20 protein-coding genes are annotated in these 22,056 nt (G+C 63.3%); 6 read left to right on the top strand and 14 right to left on the bottom strand.

Features of this window, described 5'->3' with window-relative positions:
* Positions 1 to 22 precede the first annotated feature (22 nt).
* From AC27VQ_RS01540 to AC27VQ_RS01530, 3 genes are read right to left on the bottom strand one after another with little or no spacing between them, the layout of a single operon-like run.
* Positions 23 to 1,684, bottom strand: coding sequence for an ABC transporter substrate-binding protein (locus AC27VQ_RS01540; protein ID WP_488714918.1), 1,662 nt, complete (start codon positions 1,682 to 1,684; stop codon positions 23 to 25).
* Between the two features lie 14 nt (positions 1,685 to 1,698).
* Complete coding sequence (locus tag AC27VQ_RS01535; protein ID WP_488714917.1) at positions 1,699 to 2,604, bottom strand: proline iminopeptidase-family hydrolase; 906 nt, start codon at positions 2,602 to 2,604, stop codon at positions 1,699 to 1,701.
* Between the two features lie 21 nt (positions 2,605 to 2,625).
* Positions 2,626 to 4,131, bottom strand: a complete 1,506-nt coding sequence (locus AC27VQ_RS01530) for a leucyl aminopeptidase (protein ID WP_488714916.1) — start codon at positions 4,129 to 4,131, stop codon at positions 2,626 to 2,628.
* A 268-nt stretch (positions 4,132 to 4,399) separates the two neighbouring features.
* Here AC27VQ_RS01530 and AC27VQ_RS01525 point away from each other — a divergent pair, with 268 nt between their 5' ends.
* The gene (locus tag AC27VQ_RS01525) at positions 4,400 to 5,302 is read left to right on the top strand and encodes a LysR family transcriptional regulator (RefSeq protein ID WP_488714915.1); all 903 of its coding nucleotides are present in this window, start codon (positions 4,400 to 4,402) and stop codon (positions 5,300 to 5,302) included.
* 28 nt (positions 5,303 to 5,330) lie between these two features.
* Here the strand turns inward: AC27VQ_RS01525 and AC27VQ_RS01520 are convergent, their stop codons facing one another.
* The 10 genes from AC27VQ_RS01520 to AC27VQ_RS01475 all read right to left on the bottom strand — a co-directional run bounded on the left by AC27VQ_RS01520 (position 5,331) and on the right by AC27VQ_RS01475 (position 15,384).
* A complete protein-coding gene (locus AC27VQ_RS01520) occupies positions 5,331 to 7,088 on the bottom strand; it encodes an ABC transporter ATP-binding protein (RefSeq protein ID WP_488714914.1) in 1,758 nt (585 codons plus the stop codon).
* 299 nt (positions 7,089 to 7,387) lie between these two features.
* Positions 7,388 to 7,549, bottom strand: coding sequence for a hypothetical protein (locus AC27VQ_RS01515; protein WP_313523828.1), 162 nt, complete (start codon positions 7,547 to 7,549; stop codon positions 7,388 to 7,390).
* Positions 7,550 to 7,812: 263 nt separating this feature from the next.
* Positions 7,813 to 9,318 (bottom strand): aldehyde dehydrogenase family protein, encoded by a 1,506-nt coding sequence (locus tag AC27VQ_RS01510; protein WP_488714913.1) that lies wholly within the window; start codon positions 9,316 to 9,318, stop codon positions 7,813 to 7,815.
* Between the two features lie 162 nt (positions 9,319 to 9,480).
* Entirely contained in the window at positions 9,481 to 9,828 is a 348-nt protein-coding gene (locus tag AC27VQ_RS01505; RefSeq protein WP_117370281.1) for a cupin domain-containing protein, read from the bottom strand.
* 28 nt (positions 9,829 to 9,856) lie between these two features.
* Positions 9,857 to 10,219 carry a cupin domain-containing protein gene (locus AC27VQ_RS01500; protein WP_488714912.1) on the bottom strand — a complete coding sequence of 121 codons (363 nt, stop codon included), beginning with the start codon at positions 10,217 to 10,219 and terminating at the stop codon, positions 9,857 to 9,859.
* Entirely contained in the window at positions 10,212 to 11,504 is a 1,293-nt protein-coding gene (locus AC27VQ_RS01495) for a nucleotide disphospho-sugar-binding domain-containing protein (protein ID WP_488714911.1), read from the bottom strand. The genes AC27VQ_RS01500 and AC27VQ_RS01495 overlap by 8 nt, the downstream gene beginning before the upstream one ends.
* A gap of 13 nt (positions 11,505 to 11,517) precedes the next feature.
* Positions 11,518 to 12,567 carry an ABC transporter ATP-binding protein gene (locus tag AC27VQ_RS01490; protein ID WP_488714910.1) on the bottom strand — a complete coding sequence of 350 codons (1,050 nt, stop codon included), beginning with the start codon at positions 12,565 to 12,567 and terminating at the stop codon, positions 11,518 to 11,520.
* Positions 12,564 to 13,355: an ABC transporter permease subunit gene (locus AC27VQ_RS01485; protein ID WP_314088518.1), complete on the bottom strand. Its 792-nt coding sequence runs from the start codon at positions 13,353 to 13,355 to the stop codon at positions 12,564 to 12,566. Before AC27VQ_RS01485 ends, AC27VQ_RS01490 begins: the two co-directional genes overlap by 4 nt.
* Positions 13,352 to 14,152 (bottom strand): ABC transporter permease, encoded by an 801-nt coding sequence (locus tag AC27VQ_RS01480; RefSeq protein ID WP_488715236.1) that lies wholly within the window; start codon positions 14,150 to 14,152, stop codon positions 13,352 to 13,354. The genes AC27VQ_RS01485 and AC27VQ_RS01480 overlap by 4 nt, the downstream gene beginning before the upstream one ends.
* Positions 14,153 to 14,325: 173 nt before the next feature.
* Positions 14,326 to 15,384 carry a polyamine ABC transporter substrate-binding protein gene (locus tag AC27VQ_RS01475; protein WP_488714909.1) on the bottom strand — a complete coding sequence of 353 codons (1,059 nt, stop codon included), beginning with the start codon at positions 15,382 to 15,384 and terminating at the stop codon, positions 14,326 to 14,328.
* A 195-nt stretch (positions 15,385 to 15,579) separates the two neighbouring features.
* Here AC27VQ_RS01475 and AC27VQ_RS01470 point away from each other — a divergent pair, with 195 nt between their 5' ends.
* The 4 genes from AC27VQ_RS01470 (at position 15,580) to AC27VQ_RS01455 (ending at position 19,854) form a co-directional block, all read left to right on the top strand.
* Entirely contained in the window at positions 15,580 to 16,521 is a 942-nt protein-coding gene (locus tag AC27VQ_RS01470) for a GntR family transcriptional regulator (protein ID WP_488714908.1), read from the top strand.
* 6 nt (positions 16,522 to 16,527) lie between these two features.
* Complete coding sequence (locus AC27VQ_RS01465; protein ID WP_488714907.1) at positions 16,528 to 17,826, top strand: glycosyltransferase; 1,299 nt, start codon at positions 16,528 to 16,530, stop codon at positions 17,824 to 17,826.
* Positions 17,827 to 18,177: 351 nt separating this feature from the next.
* The gene (locus tag AC27VQ_RS01460) at positions 18,178 to 19,410 is read left to right on the top strand and encodes an AGE family epimerase/isomerase (RefSeq protein ID WP_488714906.1); all 1,233 of its coding nucleotides are present in this window, start codon (positions 18,178 to 18,180) and stop codon (positions 19,408 to 19,410) included.
* Positions 19,411 to 19,446: 36 nt separating this feature from the next.
* Positions 19,447 to 19,854 (top strand): DUF3307 domain-containing protein, encoded by a 408-nt coding sequence (locus tag AC27VQ_RS01455; RefSeq protein WP_488714905.1) that lies wholly within the window; start codon positions 19,447 to 19,449, stop codon positions 19,852 to 19,854.
* Here AC27VQ_RS01455 and AC27VQ_RS01450 read toward each other — a convergent pair.
* Positions 19,851 to 20,723: a hypothetical protein gene (locus AC27VQ_RS01450; RefSeq protein ID WP_488714904.1), complete on the bottom strand. Its 873-nt coding sequence runs from the start codon at positions 20,721 to 20,723 to the stop codon at positions 19,851 to 19,853. The genes AC27VQ_RS01455 and AC27VQ_RS01450 overlap by 4 nt on opposite strands.
* A gap of 266 nt (positions 20,724 to 20,989) precedes the next feature.
* Here AC27VQ_RS01450 and AC27VQ_RS01445 point away from each other — a divergent pair, with 266 nt between their 5' ends.
* A complete protein-coding gene (locus AC27VQ_RS01445) occupies positions 20,990 to 22,039 on the top strand; it encodes a helix-turn-helix domain-containing protein (protein ID WP_488714903.1) in 1,050 nt (349 codons plus the stop codon).
* Positions 22,040 to 22,056 lie beyond the last annotated feature (17 nt).

Below are 22,056 nucleotides of genomic sequence, written 5' to 3'. Positions count from 1 at the left end.
ACGCAAACCCCTCCGACGGGTGTTACTGCACCCAGGACTGGGTGATCATCCAGTTGAACTGACGGTTGAACTGGAAATTGCCGAGGCGCTTGCTGACGAAGTCAAGGCGCTTGGGCGTGAAGAGGCCGATGGCCGGTGCCTGATCGGTCACTTCACGGTCGATCTCCGCCCACATCGCATCGGCAGCAACCTGGTCGGTCACGCCGAGGTCGAGCGCTTTCTGCATCTTCTCATCGATCTTCGCATCGCAGAAACCGGCAATGTTGATCGAAGCGTCCGAACCTTCGCGGAACGAGGCGCAGCCGAACAGGATGTGCAGGAAGTCGGAGGCCGCCGGATAATCCTTGTACCACTGCGTCACCGACATCTGCACCTTGTTGTTGGTGTTCTGGATATAGGTGAACTGGATGTTGGCGGAAATCGGCTTGACGTCGGCGACATAACCGATGCTCGTCAGCACGCTCTGCAGATAGACGCCGATCGAGCGGGAAACCGCGGTATCCTCGACGATGATCGTGACTTTCTGGCCCTTGGTGCCGGATTCCTCGACCAGCTGCTTGGCCTTTTCGAGGTCAGGCGCCGACCACTTGGCGCCCGGATCCTTCGTATAGGGGCAATAGTCGACATGGCCGGGGAAGTCCGGCGGCAGGACCTGGCAGACCGGCGAGGCAAGCACCTTGCCGCCGAACAGCTTGACCAGCGTGTTGCGGTCGATGGCGAAGGCGACCGCCTGGCGGGCCTTGACGTTGTCGAAGGGGGCGATGCGCGTATTGAGCGGCGCATACCACCAGGCCGACAGCGGCGCGATGTGCAGCTGGTCCTTGTACTTGGTGCCGAGTTCGCCCAGACGATCGCTCGGCAAGGCGTCGAACATCCAGTCGGCTTCGCCGTTCTGGATCGCCGTCACGGCCGCTTCTTCCGAAAGGCCGAAATCGTACTGCACCACGTCGGGGTAGCCGTCCGGCTGGGCGTCAGCGCTCCACTCCTTGAAATGCGGATTGCGCGAGACGGTCATGCCCTTGTTGGGGTCGAAGGCCGAGATCATGTAGGGGCCGGTGCTCGGGATCGGCACGGAGCCGGCATCCTCGGCCGGCGTATCGGCAGGCAGCGTCACGGCATGGGGCAGCGCGAGCTTGTAGAGAAGTTCGGCATCCGGCTTGACGATGTTGATCGTCACCGTGCCGGCGGCTTCGTCACCCACGACGCCGCCTTCCAGCGTGCAGCTCTTGGTGTCGGCAAGGCATTTGTCGGCACCGACAATGCCGGCATAGAAGGTGCCGGAAGTCGGGCCGGAGACCTTGAAGATGCGCTGGAACGAGGCGACCACGTCCTTCACGCCGACCTCCTGGCCGTTGGAGAACATGACGCCCTTGCGCAGCTTGAAGGTGAAGGTCTTGCCGTCGTTGGAGACTTCGGGAAGCGCCTCGGCGAGATCGGGAACGATGGTGAAGCCGTCCATGCCCTCGGCCTTGCGGAAGGCGACGAGGCCGTCATAGATCGGCTGGTACATCTGCCAGCCCTGATCGGTGTAGTTGATATGCGGATCGAGCGTGCCGGCCGCCGAGCGGGCGAGCAGGCGCATGGTGCCGCCGCGATGTTCCTTGAGATATTCGGCCTGCGCCGGGGCGAGCGACGCGCCAGCGAGGAGGGCGACGGCCGACGCCGTCAAAAGCAGTTTTTTCATGTTTGTCCCCTTTTCTATCGATCGTTCTGATTAAGGAAGTCGCCGACGACGCGCATGCAGTCTTCCTGCTCCTCGACATGCGGCATGTGGCTGGACTGTTCGAATATCTCCCAGCGCGCGCCCTTGATGCCGTCCTTGAAGGGCTGCACCGTCGCAGGCGTGGCTTCGTCGTACCGCCCGGAAATGATGAGCGTGGGCACGTCGATGGATGGCAGGCGGTCGATGACGCTCCAGGTCTTCAGCGTGCCGATGACGTGGAACTCGTTCGGTCCGTTCATCAGCGTATAGACGGTGGGATTGCGCGCCGCCTGCTCGAAGCTCGCCGTCACCTCGGGCGGGAACGGCACGACGCGGCAGACATGCCGCTCGTAGAAGACCATGGTCGCCGCCTGATAGTCGGCGTGATCCGTCGTGCCGGCCGTCTCATGCCGCGTCAGCGTGTCCTGCACATCCTGTGGCAAGTCAGCGCGCAGGCGGTTCGCCTCCTCGACCCAGAGCTTCATGGAAGCGGGCGAATTGGCGATGGTCAGCGAGGCGAGGCCGTCAGGCTGCAGGACGGCATATTCGGAACCCAGCATGCCGCCCCAGCTCTGGCCGAGCACATGGAAGCCGACGCGGATGCCGAGGTGATCGACGAGGTTTTCCAGCTCGTCGATGAAGAGCTGCGGCGTCCAGAAATCGGCACCCTTTTCCGGCAGCAGGGTGGAGTTGCCGCAGCCGAGCTGATCGTAATGGATGACGGCGCGGCCATCGCGGGCGAGCAGCTTGTAGGCATCGACATAGTTATGGGCGACGCCCGGACCGCCATGCAGGATGACCAGAGGCAGCTTGCCGCTGCCGAGATCGCCGGTCACCCGATACCAGGTTTCATAACCCCGGAAGGGCGCGCGTCCCTCGATGCTGTTGATATGAGCCGCCATGTTTCCTCCTCCCATGGCCGCCTAGGCGCCCAGCCTGTTCGTCTGCACCCATTCCTCCAGCATCTGCACACCGAAGGCGCTGGCGCCTTCCCGGCCGAACGGACGATCCTCCGGGAAAAGTTCCTTGCCAGCAATATCGAGATGCACCCAGGGGCGGCCTTCCGTGAAATGGCGCAGGAACGCCGCCGCATAGGGCGCGTCGCCGTCCTCCATGTCCTTGGCATGGTGGCGCAGGTCGGCGAGCGGCGATTTCAAGCCCTCGTCATAGGCCGGGTCAAGCGGCAGGCGCCAGAAGCGCTCACCGACGACCTCGCCGGCGGCAATCATCTGGGCGGCAATCGCATCATCGGTGCTGAACAGACCGGCGAAGATCGAGCCGAGACCGCGCATGACGGAATAGGTGAGCGTTGCGAGATCGACGATAGCAGACGGCTCGAAGCGCGTGGCGGTGTAATAGAGGCAATCCGCGAGGATCAGCCGTCCCTCCGCATCGGTATCGAACACCTCGACCGTCTGGCCCGAGCCTGTGGTGATGATCTCGCGCGGCTTCAGCGCCGTGCCGGAGGGCAGGTTTTCGGCGATGCCGAGAACGCCGACGACATGAACCGGGCTCTTCTGCCGCGCCAAAGACAACAAGAGACCGACGACGGCGGCAGCGCCACCCATATCGGCCTTCATGTCGAACATCTGCGCGCCGCCTTTGATGCAGAGGCCGCCGGAATCGAAGCAGACCCCCTTGCCGACGAAGGCGAGCGGCTGCTCGCCGGATCCCTCGCCGCGATAACGCAAAACCGCGATCTTCGGCGCCCGCACCGAGCCGGAACCGACCGCCAGGATCGCGTTCATGCCGAGATCCTTGAGCCGGTCGGCGTCCAGAACCTCGACCTCGATGCCGGCTGCGCGCAGCGGCTCGAGATGCTCGGCGAAACTGTCGGGGTGGAGATGGTTCGGCGGCAAGTTGACGAGGGTGCGGGCATATTCGACGCCTTCGCCCACGGCATTGGCACGCACCAGCGCGGCATCGAGCGCGGTCTTGTCCGCGCCGACCAGCTGGATTTTCCAGGCCTTGTCGTCGGCCGCGATTGGCCGCTTGTTGCGCAGGTCGAAGCGATAGCGCCTGAGCCGCAGGCCGAGCGCGACACGGGCGAGGATTTCGGCCTCCGAAAGGGCCGCACCCGCGATGGGATCGAGGACCAGCGTCGCCGCAGCCTCGCCCTTGTCCTCCAGATGTGCGGCAAGGCTGCCGCCGGCCTTTGCCAGCGAGAGCGCGCTGACGGCCTCGGCCTTGCCGAGCGAAAGCACGATAATGCGGTGAGCCGCGACACCCTGCGGCGGAACGAGGTCGATGCAAGTGCCGGCATCGGCAGCGGCGGAACAGGCGCGCGAAACAATCCCGCCGGCCGCGGCATCGAGCTCTGCGGCGCGCGGGCCAAGGCCCTGTCCGTCGGCTTTCAGGATGACGATGACGGGCGCATCCTTGGCGATGGCGTCAGCCGCTTCGAAGACCGGGACGGGCGATTGGGGCATGAAGACTACTTCCTGTTACAGCAACGCAAGGCTGGCTGCACGGACATGTCCCACCGCGCGGGCGATGTATCTCGCCAGTCCGCAAACGATGGCCGTGCCGGAAACCAGCCATCACCGATGGCGAATGGGTGCCAGAGCAAATAAACGTTTTCTCATGGCGACTTAGAGGCTCGTTTCAAATCGGTAGCGCCGAAGGGGGCGGGCGTTCAAGCGTCAATTTCGACCATATCGATTGACAAAAACTCAGGTGATAATCCATGGTCCCGCCATGGCCCTACCTTCACTCAACGGCATGCGCGCTTTCGAGGCCGCCGCACGCCTCGGCAGCATCAAGGACGCGGCGGAAGAGCTGCATCTGACGCCTTCGGCGGTCAGCCGGCATATCCGCACTCTGGAAAAGACACTGGGACAGGAACTGTTCGAGCGCGGCTTCCGCCAGGTGACGCCGACGATGCGCGGCTCCTACTATGCCCGCACGCTTTCGGAAGCCTTCGAGACGATCTGGCGCGCGACGGAGGATGTGAGCCTTCAGGACGGGCCGCGCAGCCACAAGGCGCAGCGCGTCAAGCTGATGTGCGAGCCGACCTTCCTCAATCTGTGGCTGGCCGATCGCCTGCCGAACTTCCGCCGCCTGCATCCGAGCGTCGATCTGGAAATCTCCACCTCGGGCAAGCGGACCAATGTCGACCTCGCCATCATCGACGAGTTCGTCTACAAGGCCGGCCCGGCCCTGACGCTGATGATCCCGCTGCTGCTGACGCCGGTCTGCGCGCCCTCTCTGTTGGAAGGGCCGGCACCACTGCGTTCGCCGGCCGATCTCGTGCACCACCATATCATCCACGAATGCGAGACGACGCGCTGGAAACAATGGCTGGAGCAGGAAGGCGTTTCCGACGCCGGCATTCCGGCGAGCTCCACCCTGCACGACTGCACTCTCATCATGCGCGAGGCGATGAATGGTGCCGGCGTGGCGCTGGCCGACACGATCATGGCGGAAGACCTGTTGCGGCAGGGCAAGCTGGTCGCCCCCTTTGCCGCCCGCCATGCCTATCCGGCCGGCTACTATCTCCAGCAGCGTCGTAGCGTCGGCAACAAGGCCGGCACCAGCGTCTTCCAGGACTGGCTGCTCGCCGAGGTCGCCGAACACAAGCGGGCGATGGACATCGAATAGCAGTGGGCGGGGCCGCGAAAGCCCGCGCCTATCCCTTGATCTGGAACGGATGCACCGATCCGCCTTCGCTCTGGGCCGCCTGGAGATTGCGGTAGCGGCCGTTCTTCTTCGCGATGAGATCGGCATGGTTGCCGCTCTCGACGATACGGCCATCATCGACAACGAGGATGCGGTCCGCATTGGCGATGGTCGCAAGGCGATGCGCGATGACCAGCGTCGTGCGTCCGGCCGAAAGCTCGGCGAGCGACTGCTGGATCGCCCGCTCCGTCTCCGTGTCGAGCGCCGACGTCGCCTCATCGAGAATGAGGATCGGCGGGTTCTTGAGGAAGATGCGCGCGATGGCAAGCCGCTGCTTCTGGCCACCCGAGAGTTTCACGCCGCGCTCGCCGATGACGGTGTCGAGCCCGTCGGCAAGATTGGCGATCACGTCGTCGAGGCGCGCGCGCCGGGCCGCATCCAGGATTTCCGCTTCCGTCGCATCGAGCCGGCCATAGGCGATGTTTTCGCGCACCGAGCCGGCAAAGAGGAAGACGTCCTGCTGCACGATGCCGATATTGGAGCGCAGCGACCTGAGCGTCATGTCCCTGATATCGATGCCGTCGATGGCGATCGTGCCCGTCGTGATCTCGTAGAAGCGCGGCAGAAGCGAGCAGATCGTCGTCTTGCCGGCCCCGGAGGGACCGACAAATGCGATGGTCTCGCCCGCCTTGATCGACACGTTCAGCCCGTCGAACACCGCCTTGTCGGCGCTGTAGCCGAAACCGACGTTGCGGTATTCGATATCGCCCTCGAGACGGCTCACCTCTTTTGCATTCGGGCGGTCGCGGATATCGGGCTCTGTGTCGAGGAACTTCGTGTAGCGCGTAAAGCCGGCAATGCCCTTCGGATAGGTCTCGATGATCGAGTTGATCTTGTCGATCGGCCGGAAGAACACGTTGATCAACAGCAGGAAGCCGACGAAGCCGCCGGCCGAAAGCTCGCCATGCACGACGAACCAGGCGCCCGCCAGCATCACGACGACCTGCACGAAGCGCATGGAGAGGTAGGAGAGCGAGGCGGATGCCGCCATCACCTTGTAGGCCTGCATCTTGGTCGTGAGATAATTGTTGTTGCTCTCGGCAAACAGTTTTCGCTCGTGATCCTCGTTGGCGAAGGCCTGCACCACGCGGATGCCCCCGACATTCTCCTCGATGCGGGCATTGAAATCGGCCACGCGGCCATAGAGCGCGTGCCAGGTGGTCGTCATGCGCGCGCCGTAATGCGTGGTGACCCAGGCCGTCAGCGGCACGATGACGGCGGTGATCAGCGCCAGCGGCACATGCACCCAGAGCATCAGGATGAAGGCGCCGACCAGCGTCATGATGGCGATGAAGAGGTCTTCCGGTCCGTGATGGGCGACCTCGCCGATCTCCTCGAGGTCCTTGGTCAGCCGCGCCACGAGATGGCCGGTCTTCTGGTTGTCGAAATAGCCGAAGGAAAGCTTTTGCAGATGATCGAAAGCCTTGCGGCGCATCTCGGCCTCGATGCGCACGCCGAGCATGTGGCCCCAATAGGTAACGATGACCTGCAGGCCTGCATTGAAGAAATAGATGAGAAAAAGGCCGACAGCGGCAAGCGCGATCATCTCGAGCTGGCCGGTGGGCAGAAGGCGGTCGATGAACAGCGTCACCGCAACCGGGAAGGCGAGCTCCAGCAGGCCGGCGGCGACGGCGGACGTGAAATCGAGCGCAAACAAGCCACGGTGCGGGCGATAATAGGCGGCAAAACGCTTCAAAAGGTCGGACATCAATCAGGCTTTCAGTATCGGCACTGCGACTATGACGATCAACTACCCCGTCTCTTCCACATCCGCGACAAAATTTTGGTCGGTGGATCGGTTTTTTGCGCGCGGCTTGCCTCGTTTGGGGCATTCGCTCTCTGGCCAAAGCAGAAATAACGCGCATGCGATGCGCATGCGCGGGGCGGACAATGGAAAACCGTGTCCGGGTCTCGGCCAACAAATGTCGTGAAAGAATGAAAACGGCTGCAAGCGCCACAACCGCTCCGGCTGGCGCTATTGCCACCTAGTCCGAATGGCGGCCGATATCAGCCGACGAAGCCGAAAATGACGGCGCTGACGAAGAGGAAAGCGCCGACGACGGCGATGTTGCTGATGAGAATCTGCCGCTCGGCACGGCGTGCACGACGATCGTTGATGGCGCCAAGCGCGCCATAGGTGGAACGGCCGTCGAGTTTCGCATTGCTCATTCGCCATCATCCCTTCTTGGAGGCCCGTTTTCGAGCCTTCCGGAGGCGTGCAGTCATGCCCGCCCCTTTCTCTGGAAGGAAGTTATATAGGATCCCTATAAGTTTGGTAGGGTATTTATTCTCAATTTCGCCATACTCGTAAATTCGCGTTTCATACTTCTGTCATGCGGCAGGCTTCGCGATACGAAATTTTCCCTTTCCGCGTTTGAAGGCATGGATTGCCGCCTCCAAACAGCTTTCCGTAGAAAATAGCGGCCCGTCCTTCAGACGTGCTTGCGCCCGCCCTCCTCGTAAAACCAGTCGTCCGGATAGGGATACCACCAGCCCTGGATCACCGGCTTGTGGTCGATGATGACCATTTTCGAGCGGCGGAAGGCATCGAGGCCGAGTTTCGACAGCTCGCGGCCAAGACCGGATTTCTTCCAGCCGCCAAATGGCAGCGCATCGTTGTCGATGAGCGGATTGTTGACCCAGACCATGCCGGCCTCCAGCCGGTCCGCCGCCTCCATCGCCTCTTCGAGCGAGGTGGTGAAGACGGAAGCGCCGAGGCCGAATTCGCTGTCATTGGCCCGTTCGATCGCTTCGTCGAAATCCTTCACCCGCATGACGGCGGCGACCGGGCCGAAACACTCCTCACGCAGGATCGCCATGTCGGGCGTGCAGTTTGTGAGAATGGTCGGCTCGTAGAACCAGCCCGTCGGCTCGCTGTCCGGGATCTTTCCGCCGAGCACCACCGTCGCGCCCTTGGCCTTGGCGTCCTCCACCAGCCGGATGACTTTGGCCCGCGCCGCCTCGCTGACGAGCGGGCCGATCTCGGCCCGGCTGAGGCCGTTGCCGATGCGCAGACGCCGCGTCTCGGCGGCGAACTTTTCGACGAAAGCGTCATGCACGGCATCGACGACGAAGAACCGCTCCGCCGAGGTGCAGACCTGGCCGGACATATGGAATGCGGCCGTGACGGCGCCGGCGGCGGCGACATCGAGCGGTGCATTTGCGGTTATGATCATCGGATCCGAGCCACCCGCCTCGATGACGGCGGGCTTCATCTGCGCTGCGGCGGCCATCGCCACGGCCTTGCCTGCCGCAACGGAGCCGGTGAACGCCACCGCATGGGTTTTGGCAGAGGCGATCAAGGCGCTGCCGAGCTCGATGCCACCCGGCAGGCAGGCGATCAAGCCGTCCGGCAACGCCTCGAAAACGGGCATGAAGGCCAAAGTCGAAAGCGTCGTCGCCGGCGCCGGCTTGATGATGCAGGCATTGCCGGATGCGAGCGACGCCGCGACCGTCCAGCACATCAGCAGGATCGGGAAATTGAACGGCATGATGTGCACGCTCGTGCCGAGCGCTTCGTAGCGCGCGTGCTGGAAGGAGCCGGCCTGCGTGGTGCCCGCCACCTTGCCGCCCTCATCGCGGGCCATTTCCGCAAAATAGCGGAAGGCGCCGGCGCAGTTCGCCACCTCGCCGATCGCCTCCGGATAGGGTTTGCCCATCTCGCGCGACATCAGTTCCGCGCAGCGCCGCATGTCGGTCGCCTCGATGCGGTTGGCGATGCGGTGCAGGATCGTCGCCCGCGTCTTGGCGTCGAGCCGTTTCCAGTCGCGCTGCGCCGCGGCAGCGGCATCGAGCACGGCCTCCATGTTCTCCAGCGTCGTATCGGCGATGGTGCCGACGGTGACGAGCGTCGCGGGGTCGATCACCTGATGGCGCGTCCCCTGGCTCGGGAGATAGGTCGGATGCCGGTAGAACACGGGTTCGGCGGGGTTGAACATGGCGATATTTCCTTGACGTTCTGCGGATCGGAACGGCGCTTGCCCCTCACCCCGCCCTCTCCCCGCAAGCGGGGCGAGCGAGATGAGAGGGCACGGCAAGTCCCTTCTCCCCGCCTGCGGGGAGAAGGTGCCGGCAGGCGGATAAGGGGCAGAGGCCATGCCTCACCGGATCATGTAGACCTTCTTCACCGTCTCATGGACGGTGCATTCGCCCTTCCAGTCCTTCGGGAAGAACGCGGCGGTGTCGGGGGTGATCTCGATCACTTCGCCGCTCTCGTGCACATAGGTGCAGCGCCCTTCGAGGAAGTGGCAAAACTCGTCGCTGGTGACATGGCAGAACCATTTGCCGGGGGTGCAGATCCACAGGCCGCATTCGGACTGGCCGTTCGGACCCTTGTGGATGACCTTGCCGGAGGTGCGGCTTTCGCCCTCGATCATCGTGGGGATGATACCCCAGTCCTTGAGGTCGGTTTCTTCCAGCGGCTTGCGCATCAGCGGTGTCGCGGTCATGGGATTTTTCCTTTCAATGTCTATTGCGTCAGGCCAGCATGTAGATGTTGCGCATGGTCTCGATGACGGTGCATTCGCCGGTCCAGCCGCCAGGGAACATGACGACGGTGCCGGCTTCGACCTCGATCACCTCGCCTTCGTCCGAGCGATAGACTGCCCGTCCCGCCACGAAATGGCAGAATTCGTCGCGCGGGATCGACAGCCGCCAGCGGCCCGGCGTGCAGACCCAGATGCCGGATTCCGGCTGGTTGTTCGGCCCCTTGAAGACGAGCCGGCCGGAGGAATGCGATTGCCCCTCCTGGCTGTTCGGCTGGTCGCCCCAATCGACGAGGTCGGAAAAGGTGGTCGCATTGTAGATATGCGGCGCCGAAGAATTTGTCGTCTCAACCATTGTAGGCACCCGTCTTCACGAGTTCGTCGAGAATGCCGGCGGCCTTCTTCGGGCCGTTGCGGGCCTGCATATGAGCGCTGGTGGCGGCAAGGCGCGTCTTCATGGTCGGGTTGTTGACGCAGGCCTCCAACTTCGCTGCGAGGTCGGCATCCGTCCAGTCGTAGCGCGGCATCTTGAAGCCGTGGCCGGTTTCGTCGACGCGGGTCGCATTGTCGTGACCATCCCAGACATAGGGCATGATGATCGCCGGCTTGCCGAAATAGAGGCATTCCGTGAACGAGTTGTTGCCGCCGTGATGAATGGCCGCATCGACCTGCGGGATGACCGAGGGCTGCGGGAACCAGCTGTCGACGATGACGTTGCCCGGCAGGTTCTCATACTGGTCCTTGTAATCGCCGACATTGACCAGCGCCCGGTAGGGCAGCTTGCCGATGGTCGCGATCAGACGCTTGAGAAGATCCGTATCCCCTGCCCCCAGCGAGCCGAAGGAGATGTAAATCAGCGGCTTGTCGTTGTTCTCGGCGAAGGCCGGCACCTCATAGGGCTTCTCCTTGCGCACACAGCCTTCGAGATACTGGAACTGTTTCGGGTCGAGCGGATGCTCGCGGTCAAACTTCACGGCCTCCGGATAGAGCAGCAGGTTCATGAAGGGCGAGGCCTCGAAGAACTGGCCGATCGGATAGGCCGCCTCATTGTTTTCGCCAAGAAAGGCGTTGAAGTCGTCGTGGATCGGCTTGATGACGGCGTTGAAGTGATCGCGATAGGCGGCATGGCCCGCAAAATCCTTCTCGCCGCAACCGGAGAGATGCGGCGGGATCTTCGGATCCTCGATCTCGTTTTCCGAGCAGGAGATGATGCGCACCCAGGGCGTGCCATATTGCTTGATCGCCGGAAAGAGGATGACGTTGTCGACGCAGATCAGGTCCGGCTTGATCCTGGCCAGCACGGCCGGCAGGTCCTTCTGTGCCCATTTGGCGCTATCGACGATCGCCGTCCAGCAATCCTTCACATAGTTGTCGACCTGGTCGTAGGGCGATTTGCGGAAGTTCGGGATGTGGCCGTTGATGAAATCCTCCCAGAATTTCGCCATTTGCTCGGCCGGCATCGGCTCGGAAAGGTTCACCGCATGGGCCTCGAAACCGTAGCCCTCATAGACCGAGACGAAACCGGGATCGGAGAGGAAGACGGCCTTGTGGCCGAGCGCTTCGACGGCCTGGGCGATGCCGACGGAATTCAGCGCCGGGCCGAAGGCCGCTTCCGGGAAGAATGCGATGGTCTTGGACATGGTGTTTCCCTCTTTATTCTTGGAAGAGCCGGCATTTCGCCGGATCGATCTTGAGGCTCAGCGCATCGCCGATCTTCCAGTTGCCCGCCCCGCTGGCGGGAATGCGGACCTGAAGCGGCAACGCACTGGCGGCCGTCTTGACATGCAGCACCCGATCGAGGCCGTGATAGGCGATATCGACGACGGCGCCGGATACCGGCAGGTCTCCGGGCGGGCCGATGGTGATGTTTTCCGGGCGCACAGCCAGCGTTGCCGCCCCGGCACTGCCCGTTGCCTTGACCTGCAAGCCTTCCGCAGCGAACGCGCCATCCGCGCTGACATTGCCGTCGATGAAGTTCATGACGCCGATGAAATTGGCGACGAAGCGGTCGGCCGGGCGCTCGTAAACGTCTTCCGGTGCGCCGACCTGCAACAGGCGGCCATCCCTGAGGATCGCCATGCGGTCGGCCATGACCAGCGCTTCCTCCTGGTCGTGCGTGACGATGATGAAGGTGATGCCGGCCTCGTGCTGCATGCGCTTCAGTTCGAGCTGCATCTTTTCGCGCAGCTTCTTGTCGAGCGCACCCAGTGGCTCGTCGAGCAGCAGCACCTTCGGCCGCTTCACCAGCGCGCGGGCGAGCGCCACGCGCTGCTTCTGGCCGCCGGAGAGCTGTTCGGGCTTGCGATCGGCAAATTGCGTGAGGTCCGTCGTCGCCATGGTCTCGTCGACCCGGCGGCGTATCTCGGCCTTGTAGAGCCGCTCCATTTCGAGGCCGTAGGAGAGGTTCTGGCGCACCGTCATATGCGGAAACAGCGCATAGGATTGGAACATCAGGTTGAGCGGCCGCTTTTCCGGCGGCAGCGGGGAAATGTCCTTGCCTTCCAGCAGAATACGCCCCGTATTCAGGCTTTCGAAACCGGCGAGCATGCGCAGAAGCGTGGTCTTGCCACAGCCGGAGGGGCCGAGCAGCGCGAAGAACTCGTTCTCGCGGATATCGAGCGTCACATTGTCGACCGCCGTCACCGGGCCGAACGCCTTGCCGACGCCCTCGATGCGCAGGATCGGATTGCTGGATGCGTTCATGGGACCTGCTGTTCTCTGTTGAGCCATTGCGAGATCAGCAGCGCCGTCGCACTGACGCCCATGACGATGGTGGCGAGCGCATTGACCTCGGGCGTGATGCCGAAGCGGATCATCGAATAGATCTGCATGGGAAGGGTGATGGACGAGCGCCCAGCGCCCGCCGTGAAGAAGGCGATGATGAACTCGTCGACCGAGAGCGTGAAGGCAAGCAGCGCGCCCGCAACGATCGACGGCAGCAGCACCGGGAAGGTGACGCGCCAGAAGGTCGTCCAGCCCGACGCACCGAGATCACGCGAGGCCTCGACGATCGAAAAATCGAAATGTTTGAGCCGCGCACGCACCACCGAGCAGACGAAGGCGAGATCGAAGATGACATGGCTGATGACGATGGTGTGCAGGCCCATCGCCAGCCCGAGGCGCGAGAAGAAGGTGAGCAGCGCCACGGCCAGCACGATATCCGGAATGACCATCGGCGCGAAGGCGAGCGCTTCCAGCCCGTTGCTCTTGCGGCGCCGCGTCTCCATGCCGAGCGCCATGAGCGTGCCGAGCACGGTGGAGATGACGGTGGCGAAGATCGCGACGATGAGCGTGTTGCCGGCGGCGCGCAGAATGTCGGTGTTGGCGAGCAGCGCGCCATACCAGCGAATGGAGAAGCCGGACCAGGAGGTCGGCAGGCCGCTGTCGTTGAAGGAGAGCAGCACGAGCACGGCAATCGGCAGGTAGAGGAAACCGAAGACCAGAAGCAGCACGATGCGGCCCGGCAGCTTGCCGGAAAACGAGGCGTTCATTGCGTCGCCTCCCCTTTGCGCTCGCCGCTGGCATGCGCCGTGGCGCGGGCCTGCAGGAGGAGCAGCACGATCATGGTGAGGATCAGCGCCGCGCCGAGCGCGGCACCGAAGGGCCAGTCGTTCGCCGTGAGGAACTGGTCATAGACGAGGTTGCCGACCATCTGGAACCGCCCGCCGCCGAGCAGCGCCGGCGTCACGAAATTGCCGATGGAAAGCACGAAGACGAAGACGCCACCGGCCGCGACGCCCGGCAGAGTGAGCGGCAGCGTGACGCGCAGGAAAGTGCGCACCGGCCCGGCGCCGAGATCGCGTGAGGCTTCCATCAGCTCGGGGTTCAACCGCGACAGCGTGGAATAGATCGCGAGGATGACGAAGGGCAGATAGTTATAAACGAGGCCGGTGATGACGGCGCTCTCGGTATAGAGCATCGACAGCGGCTCGCCGGTGTAACCCAACCAGCGCAGCAGGTTGTTGATCAGGCCCTCGCGGTTCAAGAGCACGATCCAGGCATAGGTGCGGATCAGGTAATTGCTCCAGAAGGGCAGCACGGCGAAGAACAGCAGGATCGGCTGCGACATTTTCGGCGCACGGGAAATCGCGTAGGCAGCGGGATAGGCGATGAGGATAGCGACGACCGTCGCCGTCAGCGCGATGCGCGCGGAATTGAGAAAGATCTTCGCATAGAGCGGGTCGAGGACGCGGGCGAAATTCTCCAGCGTGAAGGTGTATTCCACCCCACCCCAGACGCCGCGCTGGAAGAAGGCATAGCTCAGCACCAGCGCGCAGGGCACCACCATGAAGGCGACGAGCCAGGCGACGCCGGGCGCGGCGAGCAGGTACGGTCTGGTGGCATTGAAGGACAAGGCTTCGCTCCCGCAATGCCGTCACGGCATCGCGCATGAATGGATTTCAGAGGAAAAATCGCCCGCGGCAGCGGGCGGCCTCCCGGCCGCCACGGGAAGGGCCACGCTCAGTTCGCGGCCTTGATCTCGCTCACGATGCGCGAATAGTCCTTCTGCGCCGTGCCGAGATCGCGCAGCAGCTCGTATTTCACGAGGTCCGCCGGCGCCATCGCCATGGTCGGGTACTGCTCGATCAACGCCTTGTCGAGGCTCTCCATCGCCGCCTTGTTCGGCACCTTGTAGAGGATGTTCTGCGCGGCCCAGGCGTGGTTCTTGGCATCGAGGATGAAGTTGATGAACTTCATCGCCGCTTCCTGCTTCTCCGAGCTTTTCATCACGACGATCGTGTCGATCCAGAGGTCGGAGCCTTCCTTCGGCACGACGAACTTGATGTCCTTGTTTTCGGTGATGCCGTAGTTGCACCAGCCGTCCCAGGCATGCACCAGCGACGCCTCGCCGGAGACGAGCTTGGAATAGAAGGTCGTGTCGTCATAGGCGAGCAGCGTCTTCTTCGCCTCGATGAGCAGGTTTTTCACCTCCTCGAGCTTGGCCGGGTCCTTCTCGTTGACGGAGAAACCCTTGGCGAGTTCTCCTGCGGCCATCAGCCAGCGGTCGGTCGCCAGCATCGTCGTCTTGCCCTTGATGGCATCGGCCGGCTGGAGCAGGTTCAGCCAGCTGTCCGGCGTGTCCTTGACGAGATCGGAGCGATAGCAAAGACCGGTCGTACCCCAGGTATAGGGGACAGAGAAGGTGTTGCCGGGATCGTAAGCGAGCGTCGTCGCTTCCGGGTAGAGATTGGCGAGATTCGGCACGGCGGCCTTGTCGATGGGTGCGGCGAGCCCCTGCCCGTTCAGGATTTCGGCGAAGGGCGAGGAGACGAAGACGACGTCGTAGCCCTTGCCGCCGCTCGCCATCAGCTTGCCCATGACCTCTTCGTTGGTGGCGTGGTTGACCACCTCGATTTCCAGTCCCGTCGCGGCCTTGAAGGTATCCGCGATATCGGGCGCCATGTAGCCGGCCCAGTTCGAGATGACGAGATCGGCGGCGGATGCCGTACCCGCCGCAAGGCATGCGGCAGCCAGCGCCGCGGCCGCGCAGGTCGCAGTCAGTCGGTTCTTCACGGTCACGGAAGACTCCCTTGTTTTACGTTGTTCCAACCTCTTCGACGGGCGCGCCGGTTCTCCGGTCTCATTCCCTGTCGGCTGGCAGTATTATTTAGAAAAAAAATACGTCAATAGGCCAAATGCATTTTTGTGGCCCGCGTATTTCCGGACTTGCGAAACCACGGCTCAAAGGGCAGCATGCACGGCAATGGAAGGCAAATGCAAAGAATGACCCCCGAGCCGAAACGCCCCAATTTCCGCCATGTCGAATTGGCGCAAAAAATACTGGATGTCGCCGGCGAGCGCGGCATGACACCCGGGGAGCGGCTGGCCGAGCAGGCGCTGGCTTCGCTCTGCAAAGTCTCGAGAACGCCGATCCGCAAGGCTTTGCAGATACTTGCCGAGCGCGAGATGGTGACGTCGGACACCGAGGGCGGCTATCTCCTGGCGGTCGATCCGGCCGCGATGGCACGCCTCGAAGACATCGCAGACGGTGACGGCGAAAGCGAAATCTATGCCGCGATCCTGCGCGATCTCTCAGCCGGTCGCATTGCCGAAAACCAGACCGTCGCCGCCCTCCAGCGGCGCTATGACGTGTCGCGCCAGACGGTACAAAATGCATTGATGAAACTGGCGGAGGAAAACCTCGCCGAACGCGGCGCCGGCCAGCAATGGCTGCTGAAACACTTCGCGATCAGCGGCGACGCGGCGGCGAAAAGCTACGAGTTCCGTCTCGCGACGGAGCCTTTGGCGCTGACCCTGCCGGATTTCAAGCGCGATATCCCGGCGATGACGGCGCTGCGCCAGTCCATGCTGATCCTGCGCGGCATGAACGAGACGAATTTCGACCGCAAGCTCTTCGACCGCACGGACTACGATTTCCACCTGCTGATCGCCCGCTCCTGCGGCAATCCCTTCATGGCGGAAGCGCTTGCCAACCACCATCGCCGCCGCCGCGCCAGTCCGCCGGCCGGCCACGTCAACGCTTACAGGCTGATGCAGTCGAACCTCGAACATATCCAGATCCTCGAGCAGATCGAGCGCGGCCAGATGGAGCTTGCCGCCGATCTAATGCGTGTGCATATACAGCTCTCCCAATCGCAGCGCCCCCGGCTCGCCGGCCGCGGCGTCCCCCCCGCCTTCAAGCTTGTCGTGCGTTAGTCGTCCATGGCGTCAGCAAAGACCATCGCCCTGTTCCCGGAAGCAAGCTATGGCGCGGCGCTGAACTGTGTCGGCATCGCCCAGGAATTGCGGCGCATGGGCCATCGCCCGGTCTTCATCTGTCATCCGGGCTTTTCCAGCGTCTTTGCCGAATACGGTTTTGCCGAGTATCAATTGACCGAGGCGGACGCCGCACCGACGGATTGGACCGATTTCATCGAACGCCACCAGGACGCCTTCCGCCAGACGCCGCTCGATCAGCTCGAAAGCTATGTCGGCCCGACCTGGGAGGCGATCGTTGACACCGCGATGCGGGTGGAGGAGCCGCTGCGCCAGCTTCTGGCCCGGCTGAAGCCGGATGCGATCGTGCTCGACAACGTCGTGATGTTCCCGGCCATCGCCAATGCCGGCGTGCCCTGGATCCGCGTCGTCTCCTGCGCCGAAACGGAAATTCCCGACGAGACCATCCCGCCCTATCTCTCCGGCTGCGGCGACAATGAACGCGAGGCTTGGACCATATTTGCCAGCCGCTACGAAAAGACCGTCGCCCCTGCCCACCGACGCTTTTCCGCCTTCCTGGCCGACTGCGGCCTCAAGGCTCCGGCTGCTCCGACATTCCTCGATCTCTCACCCTGGCTGAACCTGCTCCTGGCGCCCGAGATCATCCGCCATGCGCGCCGCGCGCCGCTCGATGCCCAGAACGTCGTCTTCCTCGATGGCTGCGTGCGTCACGAGGCGCCCTATACGCCGCCGCGTTTCGCCAGCCACAACGATGCCCCGCTCGTGCTTACGAGCTTCGGCTCGCTCGGCGCGATGGATGTGGCGATGACGAAGCGCATGATCGCCGTCTTCGCGACGCTGCCCTATCGCTTCCTCGTCAATGCCGGGCACTGGCGCGAGGATTATCGCGACGTGCCCGACAATGTCTTCATCGACAGCTGGTTCCCGCAGCCCTCGGTGGTTGAGCAGGCGAGCCTGTTCATCCATCACGGCGGCAACAATTCCTTCTGCGAGGCGCTCTATTACGGTGTGCCGTCGCTCGTCATGCCCTATTGCTGGGACGGTCACGACAATGCCGCCCGCGCCGCCGAAACCGGCGTCGGCCGGCGGCTCGACCGCTATGACTGGAGCGATGCCGACCTCACGGCCGCAATCGAAGGCCTGCTCGGCGATCAGGCCATGCACAAGCGCCTCAAGGCGAATGCGGTAAAAATGCACAAGGCCGCGGGCGTCGCCCGCGCTGCGGAGGAAATCGTCAGGGTGCTGAGCGAGGCCTCCATCCGAACCGAAGACAGGAAGGCGTGACCATCTCGTCATCGGCCGCACCTGGGTTTCGCCCCTCTGGAGCCGCATGTTAGAGGTGATCGAGCCCGCCCCACGGCGAAGGCGTTCGGACTATCTCGAGCAAGCAGATCATCTCCTTCGACAACGAGAGCCCTGGGGCTAGTATCAAGCCGGCCTGAGGCGGGCACCGCTTGCGGGTTGCGACGCCATGCGTTCTGGGCCATAAAACGCTCCCCACCTGTCGAAGGCCAGCCGTCATCAAGAGTGTTGCGGGCCGTGCGTGATCTCTCACGCCACGGCAAATCCCCCCGCGCTCCGGTTGGCCCCGGCATGGGTAACGACAATGCGGACCGACAAAAAGGAGAACGCATCATGGGACATCTTGGCACGGCCTGGCGCAAGCGCGACTACCATCGTCAATGGCTCTGGCGGGAAGCAAACCGCCTGTTCGATTTCTTCCAGAACCGGGCTTTCAACCCGCTCGGCGGCTTCCACGAGCTCGACGCTGAAGGACGGCCGCTCAACGCCGGCAATCCGATCCGCGGCATCCATTCCACCGCACGCATGGTGCATTGCTTTGCGATCGGCAGCCTGCTCGGCCGTCCGGGCTCGGACGACATCGTCGACCATGGCATGAAATACCTCTGGGAAAAGCATCGCGACGCCGAACGCGGCGGCTACCAATGGTCGCTCGACAATTCCGGCCTGCTCGATTCGAGCAAGCAGGGTTACGGCCACGCCTTCGTGCTTTTGGCCTCCTCCAGCGCCAAGCTCGCCGGCCATCCGGACGCCGACCGCATGATCGCCGACGTTACCGACGTGCTCGAAAACCGCTTCTGGGACGCCAAGCACGGTGCCATCGCCGAAGAGTTCGAGGCGGACTGGTCGCCGGTTCCCGGCTATCGCGGCCAGAATTCCAACATGCACCTGACCGAAGCCCTGATGGCCGCCTTCGAGGCGACCGGCGAGAAAAGCTATCTCGACAAGGCGGAAAGCATCGCCGACCTCGTCATCCGCCGCCGCGCGGGCGAGAACGGTTTCCGCGTGCCCGAGCATTTCGACGAGAACTGGGTGCTCGACAAGGACTATCGCGGCAACGAGATGTTCCGCCCCTCCGGCACCACGCCCGGCCACTGGCTGGAATGGGCCCGCCTCATTCTCCAGCTCTATGCGCTCGGCGGCAAGAAGCACGACTGGATGCCGGACGCGGCCAAGGCGCTCTTTTCGCAGTCCATCGCGCTCGGCTGGGACAAGGAGAAGGGCGGCTTCTTCTATACGCTCGACTGGGCCGACGAACCCGCCAAGCGCAACAAGCTGTGGTGGCCGATGGCCGAGGGCGTCGGTGCTGCTGCCTTCCTCGCCGAACATCTGCCGAGCGATTTCCACGAGATCTGGTACCGCAAGATCTGGGATGCCATTTCCCGCCATTTCCTCGATCAGGACCGCGGCGGCTGGCATGAGGAGCTGACGGAAGATCTCGTGCCGAGCTACACCCTTTTCGCCGGCAAGGGGGACATCTATCATGCTCTGCAGGCCTGCCTGATCCCGCTCTATCCGGCGACGGGCAGCCTGACCAAGGGCATCATCGAATCCGGCGGCCGCTAGGCCGCCTCTTTCTGCCGCAAGGCAGGCGGGAGAGACATGATCGACATACCGGAGCAGATCTCGACCGCCTGGATCGCCGCCGCATCGGTGGCGTTCCTGATCAAGCACTTCCTGGCGGATTTTCTGTTGCAAACCGACTGGATGGCGGCGGGCAAGGACCGGCCGAAAGGCTGGCTCCTGCCGCTTACCGCCCATGCCGGCGTGCATGGTGTTATGACGGCGGCGCTCTTTCTCGCCATCGCGCCGCCGCTGGCCTGGCTCGGGCTCGCCGACATGCTGATCCACGGCGCCATCGACCGCTTGAAGAGCCTTTCAACCCGCAGAAAGGCGCTGACACCGCGCCAGACAGCCTTTTGGTGGCTGTTCGGCCTTGACCAGAGCCTGCATCACCTTACGCATATCGGCCTTGCGATCGTGCTCGCAGCGGCCGGGTCCGCCGCTTAAGCCAGCGCTTCGCGCAGCAGAAGATCTGTCAGCGCAAACTGATCGGCAAACCAACGATCGGCGGCATGCCACATCAGCGGCGTCAGCTTGATATCGTGGCCGCCGCGCGCATCCGTCTCGACAAGCCCGGCATCGCGCGCCGCCTCGACGATCCGGCGCACATGGGTGCGTGACACGCCGGTCTGCGTTGCCAGCCGCTGATAGCCTGTCGTCACGACCGCGCCGTCATTCTCCTGCGCGCCGCGCAGAAGCAGCAGCATGATCATGTAGCCGCAGTCATGCGCGAAAAACGGCGCCAGCGGCAGATGCCGGCGGATAAGGCGGCTGATGTCGGGCAGATGCCCGAGCGTAGCACGGCGGATGCCCTTGTGCAGCGCCGCATCGGGCGATCCCTTCCGCCCTTCGGTGGGCGACAGGCCGAACGACGACAACGCATCCAGCAGAAGACCGAGCACCCTGGCATCGCGCGCAAGAAGCGCGTTGCTCGGCACGAGCAGGCGGACGCGCCGGTCGGACGCATGGGGCTGCTGGGAGAGAAAACCGTATTTGCGCAGGCACGAGACCTGCGCCTCGACACGGTTGCGGCTGGCGATGCCGAGGTCCGTCACCTCCCGCTGAAGCCGGCCGAGCGTCAGCCAGGTGGAGGACTGCGTGATGTCCTGCCCAGCATGCAGCGCGAGCACCGCGAGGTAACACAGAAACCGCCCCTCCTCGAGGATCAGCCGGTTGAAGAGGTGGTTTCCCTCATAAAGCGCCAGCTTGCCGGCAATCAGACTGTCGCGCGCCTCGGCAAAGCCCGGAGCGCTCAAGAACTGGTACGGCGGCACGCGAAACGCGACCGAGCAATCGTCGAATGTGACCTGATCCATGCCTGCCCCCCTATGCGAACCGGCGCGATGTTCCATTTCGGCGCGCCCGCGGGCCTGAATAGACCCATTATTTTCCATGGGGTTCGAGTGGGCGCGAACTGTCAATCGTGGCAATTGTCTGACAACGCGATATGAGACGTAGCGACAAAAGAATGATACGCAATGCCAAACCGCTCAAATTTCAACGCCTTGCGAATTTCCGGGAACCTTCGCCCGTCGCACCGACTTGAAAGGTGTATGCCCGCAGCCAACAATCGTGAGACGCAATGAGTCCTGCCGACAAGCTGCCGTCTAACTCCGTGACCGCACAGGCCGGTCCTGACCTGCGCCGCGCAAGCCAGCTCTTTGCCGAAACCCTCGACCCTGTGTTCCGCACGACCTTGCTGACACCGGAACGGCCGGACGATTTCCATGCGGACCTTTCCACCTATTTCATGGGACCGGCGCTGTTCTTCGTCGCCGACATGGCGGGCACGACCTACACGTTCTCGCGCGACATGCGCCGGATAGCCCGCACCGGGCTCGATCTGATTTTCGTGCAGGTGACGCTCGAAGGCAGCGACCTGCGCACCGTCAACGGCGAGACGATCCTGGTCGAGGCCGGCGACATCTCCCTCTTCGACCTGTCGCGTCCCATGCAATCGGAGACACAGCACTGCCGCAACCTCACGCTCGTCTTGCCGCGCCACATGCTATTCAGCAAGGACGTGCAGAACGATGCACTGCACGGTCTCGTACTGAAGCGCTCGACCAGCACGGCCCGGCTGATCGGCAGCCACCTGCGTGCGCTCTTCGAGGATCTCTCCGATATCACCCAGGCCGAAGCGCCGGCGATCGTCACCGCGACGGCAAACCTCGTCACTAACCTGATCGGGCCGCAGGTCAGCAATCGCAGCCAGTCCGCCCCTACCGTGCGCGGCGCCGTGATCATGGAGGTCCGCCGCTACATCGAGCAGAACATCGCCCAGCAGGACCTCGGTCCCGATCATCTGTGCAAGATGTTCGGTCTGTCGCGCGCCACGCTCTACCGGCTTTTCGAGCCGGTCGGCGGCGTGACCGACTATATCCGCACACGCCGTCTGCGCGCTGCCTTCGACCTGTTGACGAATGACGGCAAGCGTACCGTGGGCGAAGTTGCCTATGCCTGTGGTTTCCCTGATATTTCCGCGTTTTCCCGCGCATTCCGTCACCAGTTCGGCATGAGCCCGAGCGAAGTGCGCGATATGGGCGATCGCGGCCCTCTCGCGCTGACCGCCGCCCAACGGCAGACCGCCGCCTCCGTGCATGACTGGCTGCGTATCGTCGGATCCTTATAGCCATCTTGCCGTTTGAC

The sequence above is a fragment of the Shinella sp. 20P9.1.1 genome (assembly GCF_057798995.1).
The sequence above is the reverse complement of the archived record's forward strand: the minus strand, read 5'-3'. Positions and strand labels throughout refer to the sequence as shown.

Excerpts from the sequence above, each read along its gene's own strand:
- AC27VQ_RS01540 (WP_488714918.1), bottom strand. The coding sequence starts at position 1,684 with ATGAAAAAACTGCTTTTGACGGCGTCGGCCGTCGCCCTCCTCGCTGGC.
- AC27VQ_RS01535 (WP_488714917.1), bottom strand. The coding sequence starts at position 2,604 with ATGGCGGCTCATATCAACAGCATCGAGGGACGCGCGCCCTTCCGGGGT.
- AC27VQ_RS01530 (WP_488714916.1), bottom strand. The coding sequence starts at position 4,131 with ATGCCCCAATCGCCCGTCCCGGTCTTCGAAGCGGCTGACGCCATCGCC.
- AC27VQ_RS01525 (WP_488714915.1), top strand. The coding sequence starts at position 4,400 with ATGGCCCTACCTTCACTCAACGGCATGCGCGCTTTCGAGGCCGCCGCA.
- AC27VQ_RS01520 (WP_488714914.1), bottom strand. The coding sequence starts at position 7,088 with ATGTCCGACCTTTTGAAGCGTTTTGCCGCCTATTATCGCCCGCACCGT.
- AC27VQ_RS01515 (WP_313523828.1), bottom strand. The coding sequence starts at position 7,549 with ATGAGCAATGCGAAACTCGACGGCCGTTCCACCTATGGCGCGCTTGGC.
- AC27VQ_RS01510 (WP_488714913.1), bottom strand. The coding sequence starts at position 9,318 with ATGTTCAACCCCGCCGAACCCGTGTTCTACCGGCATCCGACCTATCTC.
- AC27VQ_RS01505 (WP_117370281.1), bottom strand. The coding sequence starts at position 9,828 with ATGACCGCGACACCGCTGATGCGCAAGCCGCTGGAAGAAACCGACCTC.
- AC27VQ_RS01500 (WP_488714912.1), bottom strand. The coding sequence starts at position 10,219 with ATGGTTGAGACGACAAATTCTTCGGCGCCGCATATCTACAATGCGACC.
- AC27VQ_RS01495 (WP_488714911.1), bottom strand. The coding sequence starts at position 11,504 with ATGTCCAAGACCATCGCATTCTTCCCGGAAGCGGCCTTCGGCCCGGCG.
- AC27VQ_RS01490 (WP_488714910.1), bottom strand. The coding sequence starts at position 12,567 with ATGAACGCATCCAGCAATCCGATCCTGCGCATCGAGGGCGTCGGCAAG.
- AC27VQ_RS01485 (WP_314088518.1), bottom strand. The coding sequence starts at position 13,355 with ATGAACGCCTCGTTTTCCGGCAAGCTGCCGGGCCGCATCGTGCTGCTT.
- AC27VQ_RS01480 (WP_488715236.1), bottom strand. The coding sequence starts at position 14,152 with ATGGTGGTGCCCTGCGCGCTGGTGCTGAGCTATGCCTTCTTCCAGCGC.
- AC27VQ_RS01470 (WP_488714908.1), top strand. The coding sequence starts at position 15,580 with ATGCAAAGAATGACCCCCGAGCCGAAACGCCCCAATTTCCGCCATGTC.
- AC27VQ_RS01465 (WP_488714907.1), top strand. The coding sequence starts at position 16,528 with ATGGCGTCAGCAAAGACCATCGCCCTGTTCCCGGAAGCAAGCTATGGC.
- AC27VQ_RS01460 (WP_488714906.1), top strand. The coding sequence starts at position 18,178 with ATGGGACATCTTGGCACGGCCTGGCGCAAGCGCGACTACCATCGTCAA.
- AC27VQ_RS01455 (WP_488714905.1), top strand. The coding sequence starts at position 19,447 with ATGATCGACATACCGGAGCAGATCTCGACCGCCTGGATCGCCGCCGCA.
- AC27VQ_RS01450 (WP_488714904.1), bottom strand. The coding sequence starts at position 20,723 with ATGGATCAGGTCACATTCGACGATTGCTCGGTCGCGTTTCGCGTGCCG.
- AC27VQ_RS01445 (WP_488714903.1), top strand. The coding sequence starts at position 20,990 with ATGAGTCCTGCCGACAAGCTGCCGTCTAACTCCGTGACCGCACAGGCC.